This is a genomic window from Nonomuraea gerenzanensis, from assembly GCF_020215645.1.
GTDB lineage: Bacteria > Actinomycetota > Actinomycetes > Streptosporangiales > Streptosporangiaceae > Nonomuraea > Nonomuraea gerenzanensis.
Map to the genome: position 1 here is coordinate 2,242,824 of NZ_CP084058.1, position 13,360 is coordinate 2,256,183.

Here is a 13,360-nt window from a genome sequence, read left to right on the forward strand (position 1 = left end):
CTACTCAGAGGATGTCATGTACGCCGGTGTGGGTGAGCACGCGCTCATATCATGGGCGGATGGGCACACGCGACCGCATCATCGACGCGGCTGAGCAGGCGATTCAGGAGTTCGGCATCGCGGGCGCCACCACCAAGCGCATCGCCCACCAGGCCGCCTGCTCCGAGGCGCTGCTCTACAAGCACTTCGCCAACAAGGAGGAGATCGTCCTCGCCGTGCTGCTGGAGCGCTCGCCCGGCCTGGGCCCCGCGCTGACGAAGCTGCGGCTCGGCGTGGGGCAGGGCGACCTGGCCGCCGACCTGGCCGAGTTCGCGTGCAGGACCCTGGAGTTCTACGTCAGGGCCGCCCCGGTCGCCGGGGGCGTGCTCGGCGACCCGCCGCTGCTGACGGGGTTCCGCACCATGCTGGCCAAGGCCGACCTCGGCCCGCACCTGCCGATCCAGGCGCTGGCCGAGATCCTGCGGGCCGAGCGGCAGGCCGGCCGGATCGCGGCGGACGTCGATCCCGACGCCGCCGCCTGCCTGCTGATGGGCGCCTGCTTCCACCGGGCGAACCTGACCCACTTCGTGGACCTGCCCGACGACGACGCGAGCTGGGCCGCCACCATCGTGCGTACGCTGTTCAGGCGATGACGCGGCTCTCCCCGCCGTCCACCAGCAGCGAGACCCCGTTCACGAACGAGGCCCGCTCGCTGGCCAGGAACGCCACCACGTCGCCCACCTCCTCGGGCCGCCCGATCCGGCCCACCGGCACGCCCTCGCCCCGCTCGCGCAGCGCCTCCTCGCCGCCGGACAGCTCACGCAGCCGCTCGGTCTCGATGGGGCCCGGCATGACGTTGTTGACCCGTACGCCGTCGCGCCCCACCTCGCGGGCCAGCGTGCGCACGACGCCCGCCACCGCCGAGCGCATGGCGTTCGACAGCGCCAGGTTGTCGAGCGCCTCACGGGCCGACCGGCTGGTGATCGTGACGATCCGGCCCCAGCCGCGCGAGCGCATCTCCGGCAGCACCGCGTGGATCAGCCGCACGGTGCCGAGCAGGTTGCGCTGGACGGCCACGTCCCAGTCGTCGAGCCCGACCGCGTCGAAGCGGCCGGCGGGCGGCCCGCCCGCGTTCGCGACGAGGATGTCCACGGGGCCGAGCACGTCGCGCGTCTCCTCCGCCAGCCGCCGCGCGGCGGCCGGATCCTCCACGTCGGCCAGCACCGCGTGCACGACCTTGCCGAACTCCTGCAGCTCCACCACCGCGTCCGCGAGCTTCTCCGGGTCGCGGGCGCTGACGCACACGTCGCAGCCCTCCCGCGCGAGGCTCTTCGCGGCGGCGAGCCCGAGGCCCGCGCTGCCTCCGGTGACGAGGGCGACCTTGCCCGAGATGCCGAGATCCATGGGGCGACTCTACCGATCGGGCGCCCCCGGAGGCGCTCAGGCCAGGCCCACGCGTGCCAGCTTGTCGGGGTTGAGCACGCCGTAGATCTCGCTGATGCGGCCGTCCCTGATGTCGATCATGACGAGCTGCGGGTGGCCGCCCACCTGGGTGGCGACCGCCGGCATGCCGTTGACCTCGATGAACCGCCAGCCCTTGAACGCGTAGCGCGCCTGCAGCGCGACCAGGAACGTGGCCACCTTCTTCCGCCCGACGATCGGCCGCAGCGCCGCCCTGACCTTGCCGCCGCCGTCGTTGTAGGACACGACGTCCTCGTGCAGCAGCTCGGTGAGCGCGGCCAGGTCGCCGCCCCCGGCCGCCCGGATGAACTTGGTCAGCAGCTCGGTGTGCTCCTCACTGGACGGGTGGAACCGGTCACGCCCCTGCGCCAGCCGCACGGAGGCGCGGTGGTGCAGCTGCCGGGCGTTCGCGACCGAGGAGCCGACGATCTCGGCGATCTCGTCGTAGGGCAGCTCGAACGCCTCGCGCAGCACGAACACCGCCCGCTCCGGCGGTGACAGCCGCTCCATCAGGTGCAGCGTCGCGTACGAGACCGTGTCGCGCAGCTCCGCCGTGTCCAGCGGCCCCGCCTGCGCCGTCTCGACCGGCTCCGGCAGCCACGGCCCGGTGTAGGCCTCCCGCTTGACCCGCGCCGAGCGGAGCTGGTCGAGCGCCAGCCGCGAGACCACGGTCACCAGGAAGGCGCGCGGCTCCCTGATCTCCGCGTGGTCGGTGGCCTGCCAGCGCAGCCAGGCCTCCTGCACCACGTCCTCGGCGTCCCACATGCTGCCGAGCAGGCGGTAGGCCAGGCCGAGCAGCATCGGCCTGTGCTCCTCGAAGTCGTCCACGATCGGCATCATGCCCTGTCGCAGGAGTGGGCCGCGTGCCGGGGTGTTGTGACGGCCGACGGGGTGGAAAAGCAACGGCAAGCATGATGAGCTGGGCAAGTGGCGAGAAACTTGATCCTGTCGGGAGGCCTGTTCCACGACTTCGCCGCCACGTCGGAAGCGCTCGCGCGGACGCTGGCCGAGGTGGGAGTCGAGTCGGAGATCACCGAGGACATCGCGGGCGCGCTGAGCGAGCCGTCGGAGGTCCAGCTCATCACCGTCAACGCGCTGCGCTGGCAGATGACCCAGGACCGCTTCGCCGACCTGCGCGACCAGTGGCGCTTCGGCCTGCCGGCCCAGGCCCGCACCACCCTGCTCGACCACCTCGACCGGGGCGGGGGGCTGCTGTGCATGCACTCGGCCTCGATCTGCTTCGACGACTGGCAGGGCTGGCCGCGCGTCCTGGGCGGCTGCTGGACCTGGCCCAAGTCCCACCACCCGCCGCTGGGCTGGACGGGCGTGCGGGTGCACGGCAAGCATCCGGTGGTCGACGGGCTGCGCGACTTCGACGTGGTGGACGAGGTCTACAGCGACCTCGACGTGCTGCCCGACGTGGAGCCGCTGGCCTCCGCCAACGGCCAGCCGCTCGTCTGGGCGCGGCCGGTGCGGCGGGGCCGGGTGTTCTACGACGCGCTGGGGCACGACACGCGCTCCTACGACAACGAGATCCACCGGACGCTGCTCCAGCGGGCGGCGCTGTGGCTGCTCAAGCGGCCGGTCACGATCACGGAGTAGCCGACCAGCCGCTCCAGGCTGTGACCCGGATGACGATCACGGGGCCGCCGGGGCGGCGCTCGCGGTACTGCGGGTACTTGGCGGCCAGCGCGTCGATCGCCCGCTCCCGCTGCTCGCCGTGTTCGACGACGCAGGCCAGGCCGTCGGCGCGGACCCACCACAACCGCGTCCAGTCGTCCTCGTAGTGGTCGGCCAGCACGCTGACGGCCGGGTTCGCCCTGATGTCGCGCAGCCGTGCGAGGTCGGTGGTCGTCTTGGGCTTGTGATCGACGGCGGTCACCACCGTGTCGCAGAGCAGGGTGTCGCAGAGCAGGGTGTCGTCGAGCAGGGCGCCGCCGAGCAGGGCGAAGGTTATGGGCACCACGCGGGGGGTGCCGTCGGCGGCGAGCCTGGCCAGGCGCGCCACGGGTTGCGCGGCGAACCGCTGCCGGGTGGACATGTCCGGAACCTACAAGACCGACCGGCGCCCAGCTGGGCACGATGACCACATGAACGTGAACCTTTCCCTGATCCCGGGATTCCTGGCCGGGCACGGGCGTGTCCTCGACCGCCGCCGCTACGACCTGCTCGTCGGCACGGGAGACGCGGCCGGCGTGCTGGCGGCTCTGGAGGGGTACCGCAACGCCGACGGCGGCTACGGCTGGGGGCTGGAGCCCGACCTGCGCTCGCCCGAGAGCCAGCCGGGCGCCGCGCTGCACGCCTTCGAGGCGTTCGCGGAGGCGGGCCCCCTCACCTCGCCGCACGCGGCGGCGCTGTGCGACTGGCTGGACGCGGTGACGCTGCCCGACGGCGGGCTGCCGTTCTCCCTGCCGCTGACGGTCCCCGCCGCCACCGCGCCCTGGTGGACCGGCGGCGACTCGGCCACCTCGTCCCTGCAGATCACCGCCATCACCGCGGCGGTCGCCCACCAGGTGGCCGCGCACGACCCGGCCGTCGCCGGGCACCCGTGGCTGGAGAAGGCCACGCGCTACTGCTTCGAGACGATCCGGGCGCTGGAGGAGCCGCCGCACGCGTACGTGCTGCTGTTCGCCGTGCGGTTCCTGGACGCCGTGTACGACAGGCCCGGCGCGGCCGACCTGCTCAAGCGGCTCGGCGCGCTCATCCCCGAGGACGGCCGGGTGCCCGTCGCGGGCGGCACGGAGAACGAGGCCCTGCGCCCGCTGGACTTCGCGCCGTTCCCCGGGCGGCCGGTGCGCGACCTGTTCGAGCCCTCGGTGATCGCGGCCGACCTCGTCCGGCTGGCGGGGGAGCAGCAGGACGACGGCGGGTGGACCGTGGACTACGCGCGGATCTCCCCGGCCGGGTCACTCGAATGGCGCGGCGCCGCCACCGTCAGCGCCGTGCGGATCCTGCGGGCGAACGAACTGGTCTAGGTGTTCGAGATCTAGGGCGTCAGGCGACGGGCGGACTCCGACTCGTGGGCCATGCGGCGCAGCGTGTCGAGCGCCCTGCCGTACAGGACCGTGCCCAGCACCAGCGCCTCCACCGCGGCGTCGCGCGGGCCGTCGAAGGGGATGCTGTCCATCTCCACCTCCGAGACCAGCTTCCGCGCCACCTCCACGTACGGCGCCAGATCGACGGGCACGCCGAGCTGCCGCATCCTGACCAGCGTCTGGGCCAGCTCGTCGCGGGTGGGGGCGTCGGGGTGGACGTCCCAGCCCAGGTCGGCGACGAAGGCGTCCACCTCGGCGCGGGCGGCCTGCCACTCCTCGCCCGGCTCGGGCTCGACGGCCGGGCTCAGCGCCCAGTGGGCCGTGCCCAGCATCTGGTGCACAGGCATCGACTCGTCCTCGACGGCGGCCACGATCTTCTTGATCGCGGCAACGGAGAGCCGGCCCACGTCGAGCAGGGCGCGGATCAGGCGGAGCCTGCGCAGGTGCGTCTCGTCGTACTCGGCTCTGGTCGCGGCCGTCTGCTCGCCCTGGTGGAGCATGCCTTCACGCAGGTAGTACTTGATCGTGGGGATGGCCACACCGGACTTGGCGCTGAGTTCGGAGATCCGCATCGTTAGATAATAATGCTATCCAGACCGTGCGAGATGCCGGGCCGCGCTCACCAGCTCGTGCACGTCGGCCTGGCGGTTCCACAGGAACACCACCTCGATCGGCGGCACGTCCTCCTTGATCGGGACGAACACCAGGGTCTCGGGCACGGTGGTGCCCTCGCGCACGCACAAAGCGTAGCCCGCGCCCTCCTTGACCATGGTGACGACCGTGTCGTGGCTGGGCGCCGACGGGCCCAGGCGGGGGTGCAGGCGCTGGCGTACGAAGGCCTCCAGGAACCGGCGGGCCCCGGCCACGGCGTCGGACGCCGGCATGACCAGCGGCTCGCCCGCCAGGTCCGACAGCGACAGCGCCTCGTGCTGCGCCAGGTGGTGCTCCCGGTGCAGCAGCGCGCGTACCGGGAAGCGGTGGATGAGCATGCGGCCCACCCCGCGCGGCAGCGAGCCGGGCGCGTAGCCGAGCCCCGCCTGCAGGGCGCCGTCGGCGATCGACACGATCTGCTCGGCCGTGCCCATCGGTGCCATGCGCAGGCGGCCGGTGCGTATCTGGGAGAGCAGCCGGGCGGCGACGTCCGCCAGGCCGTCGGCCACGCCCAGGCGGGCGGTGGCGCCCGTGCATCTGGCGGCGGCCACGGCCCGCTCGAAGGCGTCCACGGCCACGGTCGCCTGGGCCAGGAACGCCTCGCCTGCCTCGGTGAGCGTCACCCCGCTCGACGATCGGCTGAACAGCTCGACGCCGATCTCCTTCTCCAGCGCCCTGAGCTGCTCCGACAGCGTGGGCTGAGCGATGTGCAGCGCGGCGGCGGCCCGGCGGAGGCTGCCTGCTCGCGCGATCGCCATCGCGTACCGGACATAGCGTAGATCCATCGCTCACCTCGGCGTAATGATGATGAGCTATCGGTAGATCGCACCTCCGTATTACAAGAGGGGCCAGCTTCCGTGAAGATGTCCAGTCACCTGTTCGCGTGGATATTTCCGTCATATCCGGTTAAATCCCTGGTCGGATGGGTTGTGGGGGATTTCGTCCGGGCGGGCGGAGAATGTCTTGGGACTGGAAATATCGCCATTTCGGGTGACCGGAAATGGGCCGGTGAAAGGCTGGGGCGGAGGGGTGCGGCGTCGGGCGATGCCAAGCAAGCGCTTGCCTAAAGCGGAATCCCGCCACTAGCGTGGCGAGCGATCAGGACGCACCGGGGGGAAGGAGAGCGCATGCAGCCCTTCGCGGGGCGGGCGGCCGTGGCCGGCATCGGGATGACCCCTCTGAGCAGGGAGTCCGGCCGCGGCGAGCTGGAGCTGGCGGCCGACGCGTGCCGGGCGGCGTGCGCGGACGCCGGCCTCGCGCCGGCCGAGGTGGACGCCGTCCTCAGCTACCACCTGAACGACTCCGCCCCCGTCGTCCAGGTCGCCAGGACCCTCGGCATCGAACGGCTCGGCTGGCACAACGACATCGCGGGCGGCGGCACCCAGACGGCCTCGATCCTCGGCGACGCCGCCATGCTCATCCACTGCGGCCTGGCCCGCAACGTCCTCGTCTACCGCGCCCTCAACGGCCGCTCAGGCAAGCGCATGAACACCGTCTCCACCGGCCCCCAGGAACGCTTCACGTACGGACTGGCCGGGCCCATCCCGATGTTCGCCCTGGCCGCCACCCGCTACCTGCACGACACCGGCCTCACGGCCGAGCACCTGCACGCCGTCGTCGCCCAGTCCAGGCAGAACGCCGGGACGAACCCGCGCGCCCTGCGCCGCGAGCCGCTCGAACTCGCCGGCTACCTGGCCAAACCGTACGTGTGCACGCCGCTGCGCACGGCCGACTGCTGCCAGGAGACCGACGGGGCGTGCGCCCTGCTGGTCAGCGGCGTGCTGGACGGGCCGCGCGTACGGGCCGTGGTGCGCGGCGGCGGCCCCGGCTGCTCGGCGATGGACCGCGCGCCCGACGTCACGGCCGTCTTCTCGGCGTACGTGGCCCCCATGCTCTGGGAGGCGTCCGGGCTGCGGCCGGCGGACGTGGACGTGGCGCTGCTCTACGACGCCTACTCCTGGCTGGTGCCCCGGCAACTGGAGGACTTCGGGCTGGTGGGGCGGGGGGAGCTGGGGGCGTACCTGCTGGAGCGCCGCCACGCCTGGGTGAACCCGCACGGCGGGCTGCTGTCCGAGGGGTACGTGCACGGGCTGAACAACGTGGCCCAGGCCGTGCGCTCGCTGCGCTCGGGTGGTGAGGTGGCGCTGGTGACGGGGTTCGGCGGCAGTTACGGGAGCGCGGCTTTGCTCGTACGGTGAAATGCCGGGGGATGCTGTGACATGTAACGGGTGTCCCAGTCCCGAGCCCGAGGAGGCCGACCATGGGGACCGCCCGTGGATGACGACCGGAAACACCGGTTCGAGGCCGTCTACAAGGAGACGTACGAGCACATACTCGGCTATGCCGTACGCCGCTGCGAGTCCCCCGAGGACGCGGCGGACGTGGTCGCCGAGACCTTCGCCATCGCCTGGCGCCGCTTCGACGCCCTGCCGGCCGGCGGCGAGGCCAGGCTCTGGCTGTACGGCGTCGCCCGCAACGTGCTGGCCAACCACCGGCGCGGCCTGGCCCGGCACCGGCACAGCAGCCTGACCCTCGTCGCCGACGTGGCCGACCTGTACGCGTACTCGCCGGAGGGCAGCGTCGAGCTGAGCACGATCGCACACGCGTTCCGCGAGCTGTCCGACGACGACCGCGAGCTGATCTCGCTGGTCGCCTGGGAGGGGCTGGACCACGGGGAGATCGCCCGGGTCCTGAGCTGCTCGCGCAACGCCGCGCGCATCCGCCTCCATCGCGCCCGCAAACGCCTGTCCAAGGCCCTGTCCAACGCCGGATTCACGACCGACGGCTTCGCTGTGGAGTTCATATGAACGAGCTGAGCAACCTCGCCAGAGTCAGGGACGAGCAGCTGTCGGGGCGGGCGTCCGGCGCGGGGGCGCGGGCCCTGTTCGACGCGATCACCGCCGAGAGCCCGGAGGCTCTGCCGGCGCCCGCCAGGCCGCGCCGTCGCGCCAGGCGTCTCCTGGTGAGCGTCGCCGCCGCCACGGCGCTGGCCGCCGGCGTGACGGTCGTCAACGTGACAGGGGGTGCCACGGTGTCCTACGCCAGCGCGGAGCTGGACATCACCCGGGAGGGCGGCGAATGGGTGGCCCGGATCAAGGATCCCTACGCCGAGCACGACAAGTTCACCCGGGGCTTCGCGGCGGTCGGGCTGGACGTCCGCGTACAGATCGTGCCCACCTCGCCCAGCCGGGCGGGGAAGATGCTCCAGCTCGGCGGGTCCGGCCCGGGCATGCGCGTCTCGACCGGGACCGAGCCCGAGTCGTGCGAGGCGGGGCGGCCGGGATGCGCCTTGGTGATCAGGGTGCCCGTCGGTGCTGCGGGTGGGGCTTGGGTCAAGTTCGGCCGGTTGGCCCGGCCGGGGGAGGCTTACGACCTTCCTGGGCGGGCCAATGCTGCGGGGGAGCCGTTGGAGGGGGTCGTGGTCAGCGGGCGGACTGTGGGGGAGATGAGGGAGGAGGCTCGCAGGCGGGGGGTGCGGGTGGTTCTTCAGGTCATCACGCCGCAGGAGAACTATGAGGGGTATTCCATTCGGCGGGGGGAGAAGTCGGGTGGGGTTCGGGATGACTGGTTCGTGTGGGAGGCGGAGTCGGTGGCGGCGGATGTGGTGAGGCTGTTGGTCACCGAGGAGCGGTTGCCTAAGAGTCCGGTGTACGGGGACATGGAGCCGCCGGTCGGGTGACGGTCCAGCGGCTAGGGGGCCGGGTGGCGGTCGGTGGCTAGGTGGCCGGGTGGCGGTCGGCGGCTAGGTGGCTGGGTGGCGTCGGTGGTCGCGGGGCGGCCGGCCGGGGAGGGCTCGCGGGTGGATCATGCGGGGGTGGTGAAGGCCGCGTGGAGCGCCTTCGCCCTCTCGGCCGGCAACACCATGCGGGCGGCCAGCCAAGCCGCCGCACCGGCCGCGTCACCCGCCACCGCGATCGGCTGCGCCGCTTCCGCCGCGTGCCGCCCCGCCGCGGACGCCGCCTTCGCGCCGTCTGCAGCTCCCGCGCCGTCTGCCGCTCCGGCGCCGTCTGCCGCTCTGGCGCCGTCTGCCGCTCCGGGGCCGCCTGCAGCTCCCGCGCCGCCCGTCGCCGGCGCGACCCCGCTCGACAGCAGTTCGATGACGGCCTGCCGCACCGGCCCCTCGCTGGTGAGCACGCTTCCGGCGAGCACCACAGGCCCGGAGCCGTGCACGCTGCGCAAGGTCGCCACCAGGCGAACGGCAGCCTCATGCACGATCTCCAAAGCCACCGGATCACCCGCCGTGGCCGCCCGGCTGACCAACGGCGCCAGTTCGGCCAGCGCGAGCGGCGGCCGCGCGTACACCGCCGCCGCCAGCCGCGCCACGGGATCCTCACCCAGCCCCTCAGGCAGGAGACGCCGCACGACGAGCGCCACCAGCTCACCCCCAAGCCCTGCCCCGCCTCCTGCCGCCGTGCCGCCTCCTCCTGCGGCGCTTCTCACCGCTCCACCTGCCACCACGCCGCTTCCCCCCACCCCGGCAAGCACCGCACCGTGCCCCATCGGAGCACCCCCACCGCCGTCCGCCAGGGCGCGGATCGTGGCACGGGCGGCGGCGCGGCCGAGCCAGAAGGCCGACCCCTCGTCACCGAGCTGCCACCCGAACCCATCGCCGACGGCAACAGCCCGATGGCCGATGATTCTTGCCGCGATCGCCCCCGTCCCCGAGATCAGCACACTCCCGGAAGCCTCCGCCGTACCACCGGCGAAGGCCGTCACGATGTCGCCCACGGAGACGACCGGCACCCCGGGCAGCACCTCACCGAAGACCCGGGACGCCAGCGCGGCACAAGCCTCCGGATTCCCGGCCACCCCCACCACCACCGCCTCCACCTGCGACGAGGCAACGTCAAGCAGAGCACCCCGCACAGCAGCGGTGAGATGGGCAGCGGCCGGCTCCCGGCCGAGCGCCCCCGGGTTGGCCCCGCCCGCACACCCCCGCCCCACCGGCTCGCCCGCCACAGTGAAGAGCGCCGCCCGCGACGACGTACCCCCGGCATCCACCCCAAGAACCAGTCGCATGTCAAAAATTATTGCCCAGCCGCCTTGACGGCACCATCCCCTGAGCATAATTATCACCGCGTGGAACTCCTCAACCGCATCAGAGCCGACCAGCACGACATGCCCGAGGCCCTGCGCAAGGTGGCCGACGCCATCCTCGACGGCCCCGCGGAGGCCGCCCGGCTGACCATCGTCGACCTGGCCGAGCGGAGCGGGACGTCCACGGCCACCATCACCCGCTTCTGCCGCGCCCTCGGCTTCGCCGGGTACGCGGAGCTGCGGGTGGCCATCGCCACCGAGACCGGCCGGGTCGCGCAGCAGACCTGGGAGACCGACATCGGCCAGGAGATCCTGCCCGACGACAGCCTCGAGCGGGTGCTGGGCGTCGTCTCCGGCAACGACATCCGCCTGATCCAGGAGACCCGCGACCAGCTCGACCTGGCCGTGGTGGAGAAGGTCGCGCAGGCGGTGGCGCGGGCGGGGCGGGTGCTGCTGTTCGGGGTGTCGAGCAGCGCCGCCGTGGCCAGCGAGATGGAGTACCGGTTGCAGCGCATGCGCGTACCGACCTGGAGCAGGTCCGACGCGCACAGCGCATTGACCGACGCGGCGCTGCTCGGCCAGGGGGACGTGGCGATCGGCATCTCCCACAGCGGCAGGACCCGCGAGGTCATCGAGGTGCTGGCGGAGGCGAGCAGCCACGGCGCGATCACCGTGGCCGTCACCTCGCAGCCCAGATCGCCGCTGGCCGAGGTGGCCGAGCTGGTCCTGACCACGGCGAGCCGGGCGACGAGCTTCCGGTCGGAGGGGTTCGCCGCGATCCACTCGCAGTTGCTGGTGCTCGACGTCGTGTACGTGTCGGTCGCGCAACGCACCTACGAACGTACGAAACAGGCTTTCGACGTCACTGTCAGGGCGGTGGCCGGCCACCGGCTCCCCGCAGGCGACTGAGCAGACCGCCGGGAGCAGACCGCCGGGAGCAGACAGCCGGGAGCAGACCGCCGGGAGCACGAACCAGGAAAGGAACGCATGACCATAGACCCGCGAGACTTCGCCGACCAGATCGCCCACCTCGTCCAGGTCATCCCGGACGACCCCGAGATCACCCGCGCCGCCGACCTCTTCACCAAGGCCCTGACCGGCGGCGGCGTGATCCAGGCGTTCGGCTCCGGCCACTCCGAGGCGGTCGCGATGGAGATCGCCGGCCGGGCCGGCGGCCTCGTCCCCACCAACCGCCTCGCGCTCAGGGACATCGTCCTGTACGGCGACGCGCCCCGCTCCGAGCTCGACCGCTACGACCTCGAACGCGACCCCGCCATCGCCCGCACCCTGCTCGACCTGGCTCCCGTGCAGCGCCACGACCTGTTCGTCATCATCTCCAACTCCGGCGTGAACGGCGTCGTCGTCGAGCTCGCCACCCTCGTCAAGGAGCGCGGTCACGACCTGATCGCGATCACTTCCCGAGCCCACGGTGAAGCCGCCGCGTCCCGTCACCCCTCGGGGCGCAAGCTCACCGACCTGGCCGACGTCGTCCTGGACAACCGCGCACCGTACGGCGACGCCGTCCTGCACCTGCCCGACGGAGGCGCCACCGGGGCCGTCTCCACGATCACCTCCGCGCTGCTGGCCCAGCTCGTGGTCACGCAGACCGTACGCAACCTGCTCGAAGCAGGCGAAGTGCCGCCCGTCTACCTCTCGGCGAACGTCCCCGAGGGCGACGCGCACAACCTGCGCCTGGAGGCCCGGTACGCGGGCCGCATCCGCCGCGGCGCCTGACCCCGCACGGGGCTGGGCCGCGACGGCTCACACAGCGCCACCAGCTCTCTTCGGCATGCACAAATCTCGGGGGCCGCACAACCTGCAAGGAGAACCCCACCCATGTCCCGAATTTTCGGAAAACTCCTCCTCTCCTTAGCCCTCCCCGCCATCCTCGTCGCAGCAACCCTGATCGCCGCGCCGGCCAACGCCGCCCAAGCCGTCCGCCTCCAGTACCGCACCAGCGCCCCCGGCCCCACCACCGCCCAGGCCGAGCCCTGGCTGCGCCTGTTCAACGACGGCACCACCACGATCCCGCTCAACCAGGTCAAGATCCGCTACTACCTCACCGGTACGGAGACCTACCGCTTCGCCTGCTCCTGGGCCGTGGTCGGCTGCTCCACGATCACCGGCAGGTTCGCCCCCCAGGAGGGCGGCAAGCAGTACCTGGAGGTGGGCTTCACCGGCGGGAGCCTCAACCCGGGCCAGAACACGAACGACATGCAGCTGCGCTTCTACCGCGCCGACTGGCAGACGTTCACCCAGAGCGACGACTACTCCTACGGCCCGAACACCGCGTACACCAACTGGGACAAGATCACGGTCTACGTGAACGGCCAGCTCGCCTGGGGCAACCCCACGGGCACCGACCCCGACCCCGATCCCGACCCGACCGACCCGCCGGGTGGCGGCACCGGCGAGCTGTTCGACGACTTCACCTACTCGGGCCCGAACGACCCGCTCCTCGCCCAGCGCGGCTGGACCGTGCGCTCCAGCTCCGGCGGCCCCGGCGTGCCCGGCGCCACCTGGTCGCCCGGCGCCGTCTCGTTCCCCGGCGGCCTGCTGACGCTCGACTCCTCCACGAACGGCACCGCCGCCGGCACCGTCCAGACCGAGCTGTCCACCGCGAGCCGCAAGTTCCGCGAGGGCACCTACGCGGCTCGCGTGCGCTTCAGCGACGCCCCCACCTCCGGCCCCGACGGCGAGCACGTCGTGCAGACGTTCTTCACCATCACCCCGCTGCGCTTCAACCTGGACCCGGACTACGGCGAGCTCGACTTCGAGTACCTGCCGAACGGCGGCTGGGGCGAGCCGTCGAACATCCTGTACGCCACGAGCTGGGAGACCTACCAGGGCGAGCCGTGGCAGGCCGTCAACACCCACACCGAGGAGCGCACGAGCTTCGCCGGCTGGCACGACCTGGTGATCCAGGTCTCGGGTGGCCGGATCAAGTACTACGTGGACGGCCGCCTGTTCGCCGACCACGGTGACATCTACTATCCCGAGACCCCGATGTGGATCATGTTCAACCAGTGGTTCATCGATCTGCAGGCGGCCACGGGGACCCGTACGTACCGGCAGCAGGTCGACTACCTCTACCACAGCAAGAACGAGGTCGTCGCGCCCGCCACCGTCCTGAGCAGGGTCGCCGCGCTGCGTGCCGGCGGCACCGCGTTCAAGGACACCGTCCCCAACCCGTGACA

15 protein-coding genes are annotated in these 13,360 nt (G+C 72.1%); 9 read left to right on the forward strand and 6 right to left on the reverse strand.

Translation table 11 applies throughout. The features are described from left to right. Nucleotides 1-59 precede the first annotated feature (59 nt). Nucleotides 60-632 (forward strand): TetR/AcrR family transcriptional regulator, encoded by a 573-nt coding sequence (locus LCN96_RS10825; protein ID WP_225272459.1) that lies wholly within the window; start codon nt 60-62, stop codon nt 630-632. Here LCN96_RS10825 and LCN96_RS10830 read toward each other — a convergent pair. Further along, nucleotides 622-1,383, reverse strand: a complete 762-nt coding sequence (locus LCN96_RS10830) for an SDR family oxidoreductase (protein ID WP_225272460.1) — start codon at nt 1,381-1,383, stop codon at nt 622-624. The genes LCN96_RS10825 and LCN96_RS10830 overlap by 11 nt on opposite strands. 36 nt (nt 1,384-1,419) lie before the next feature. Then, the gene (locus tag LCN96_RS10835; RefSeq protein WP_225275958.1) at nt 1,420-2,277 is read right to left on the reverse strand and encodes an RNA polymerase sigma-70 factor; all 858 of its coding nucleotides are present in this window, start codon (nt 2,275-2,277) and stop codon (nt 1,420-1,422) included. A gap of 90 nt (nt 2,278-2,367) precedes the next feature. Between LCN96_RS10835 and LCN96_RS10840 the strand changes: the two genes are divergently transcribed. Beyond that, a complete protein-coding gene (locus LCN96_RS10840; protein WP_225272461.1) occupies nt 2,368-3,042 on the forward strand; it encodes a ThuA domain-containing protein in 675 nt (224 codons plus the stop codon). Here LCN96_RS10840 and LCN96_RS10845 read toward each other — a convergent pair. Then, nucleotides 3,032-3,481 (reverse strand): TIGR03668 family PPOX class F420-dependent oxidoreductase, encoded by a 450-nt coding sequence (locus LCN96_RS10845; RefSeq protein ID WP_225272462.1) that lies wholly within the window; start codon nt 3,479-3,481, stop codon nt 3,032-3,034. The two genes, LCN96_RS10840 and LCN96_RS10845, sit on opposite strands and share 11 nt — an antisense overlap. Before the next feature lie 49 nt (nt 3,482-3,530). On the opposite strand from LCN96_RS10845, the gene LCN96_RS10850 reads away from it, so the two are divergent. After that, on the forward strand, nt 3,531-4,415 hold the full coding sequence (locus LCN96_RS10850) for a prenyltransferase/squalene oxidase repeat-containing protein (protein ID WP_225272463.1): 885 nt from the start codon (nt 3,531-3,533) through the stop codon (nt 4,413-4,415). 11 nt (nt 4,416-4,426) lie between these two features. On the opposite strand, the gene LCN96_RS10855 is transcribed toward LCN96_RS10850, so the two are convergent. Beyond that, complete coding sequence (locus tag LCN96_RS10855; RefSeq protein ID WP_225272464.1) at nt 4,427-5,047, reverse strand: MerR family transcriptional regulator; 621 nt, start codon at nt 5,045-5,047, stop codon at nt 4,427-4,429. 15 nt (nt 5,048-5,062) lie between these two features. Then, nucleotides 5,063-5,911, reverse strand: a complete 849-nt coding sequence (locus LCN96_RS10860; RefSeq protein WP_225272465.1) for a LysR family transcriptional regulator — start codon at nt 5,909-5,911, stop codon at nt 5,063-5,065. A gap of 342 nt (nt 5,912-6,253) precedes the next feature. Here LCN96_RS10860 and LCN96_RS10865 point away from each other — a divergent pair, with 342 nt between their 5' ends. From LCN96_RS10865 to LCN96_RS10875, 3 genes are all read left to right on the forward strand, one after another. After that, on the forward strand, nt 6,254-7,324 hold the full coding sequence (locus tag LCN96_RS10865) for a thiolase C-terminal domain-containing protein (RefSeq protein ID WP_225272466.1): 1,071 nt from the start codon (nt 6,254-6,256) through the stop codon (nt 7,322-7,324). A 75-nt stretch (nt 7,325-7,399) separates the two neighbouring features. Next, nucleotides 7,400-7,933 carry an RNA polymerase sigma factor gene (locus LCN96_RS10870; protein WP_225272467.1) on the forward strand — a complete coding sequence of 178 codons (534 nt, stop codon included), beginning with the start codon at nt 7,400-7,402 and terminating at the stop codon, nt 7,931-7,933. After that, a complete protein-coding gene (locus LCN96_RS10875; RefSeq protein WP_225272468.1) occupies nt 7,930-8,805 on the forward strand; it encodes a hypothetical protein in 876 nt (291 codons plus the stop codon). Before LCN96_RS10870 ends, LCN96_RS10875 begins: the two co-directional genes overlap by 4 nt. Before the next feature lie 125 nt (nt 8,806-8,930). Here LCN96_RS10875 and LCN96_RS10880 read toward each other — a convergent pair whose 3' ends face one another. Next, nucleotides 8,931-10,145 (reverse strand): N-acetylglucosamine kinase, encoded by a 1,215-nt coding sequence (locus LCN96_RS10880; protein ID WP_225272469.1) that lies wholly within the window; start codon nt 10,143-10,145, stop codon nt 8,931-8,933. Between the two features lie 60 nt (nt 10,146-10,205). On the opposite strand from LCN96_RS10880, the gene LCN96_RS10885 reads away from it, so the two are divergent. From LCN96_RS10885 to LCN96_RS10895, 3 genes are all read left to right on the forward strand, one after another. Then, nucleotides 10,206-11,072 (forward strand): MurR/RpiR family transcriptional regulator, encoded by an 867-nt coding sequence (locus tag LCN96_RS10885; protein ID WP_225272470.1) that lies wholly within the window; start codon nt 10,206-10,208, stop codon nt 11,070-11,072. Nucleotides 11,073-11,150: 78 nt separating this feature from the next. Next, a complete protein-coding gene (locus LCN96_RS10890) occupies nt 11,151-11,897 on the forward strand; it encodes a sugar isomerase domain-containing protein (RefSeq protein WP_225272471.1) in 747 nt (248 codons plus the stop codon). A 102-nt stretch (nt 11,898-11,999) separates the two neighbouring features. Next, nucleotides 12,000-13,358, forward strand: coding sequence for a cellulose binding domain-containing protein (locus LCN96_RS10895; protein ID WP_225272472.1), 1,359 nt, complete (start codon nt 12,000-12,002; stop codon nt 13,356-13,358). Nucleotides 13,359-13,360: the final 2 nt, after the last annotated feature.

What these genes read in the sequence shown, in the direction of transcription:
- LCN96_RS10825 (WP_225272459.1), top strand. Translation starts at nt 60, where the DNA reads ATGGGCACACGCGACCGCATCATCGACGCGGCTGAGCAGGCGATTCAG.
- LCN96_RS10830 (WP_225272460.1), bottom strand. Translation starts at nt 1,383, where the DNA reads ATGGATCTCGGCATCTCGGGCAAGGTCGCCCTCGTCACCGGAGGCAGC.
- LCN96_RS10835 (WP_225275958.1), bottom strand. Translation starts at nt 2,277, where the DNA reads ATGCCGATCGTGGACGACTTCGAGGAGCACAGGCCGATGCTGCTCGGC.
- LCN96_RS10845 (WP_225272462.1), bottom strand. Translation starts at nt 3,481, where the DNA reads ATGTCCACCCGGCAGCGGTTCGCCGCGCAACCCGTGGCGCGCCTGGCC.
- LCN96_RS10850 (WP_225272463.1), top strand. Translation starts at nt 3,531, where the DNA reads ATGAACGTGAACCTTTCCCTGATCCCGGGATTCCTGGCCGGGCACGGG.
- LCN96_RS10855 (WP_225272464.1), bottom strand. Translation starts at nt 5,047, where the DNA reads ATGCGGATCTCCGAACTCAGCGCCAAGTCCGGTGTGGCCATCCCCACG.
- LCN96_RS10860 (WP_225272465.1), bottom strand. Translation starts at nt 5,911, where the DNA reads ATGGATCTACGCTATGTCCGGTACGCGATGGCGATCGCGCGAGCAGGC.
- LCN96_RS10865 (WP_225272466.1), top strand. Translation starts at nt 6,254, where the DNA reads ATGCAGCCCTTCGCGGGGCGGGCGGCCGTGGCCGGCATCGGGATGACC.
- LCN96_RS10875 (WP_225272468.1), top strand. Translation starts at nt 7,930, where the DNA reads ATGAACGAGCTGAGCAACCTCGCCAGAGTCAGGGACGAGCAGCTGTCG.
- LCN96_RS10880 (WP_225272469.1), bottom strand. Translation starts at nt 10,145, where the DNA reads ATGCGACTGGTTCTTGGGGTGGATGCCGGGGGTACGTCGTCGCGGGCG.
- LCN96_RS10890 (WP_225272471.1), top strand. Translation starts at nt 11,151, where the DNA reads ATGACCATAGACCCGCGAGACTTCGCCGACCAGATCGCCCACCTCGTC.
- LCN96_RS10895 (WP_225272472.1), top strand. Translation starts at nt 12,000, where the DNA reads ATGTCCCGAATTTTCGGAAAACTCCTCCTCTCCTTAGCCCTCCCCGCC.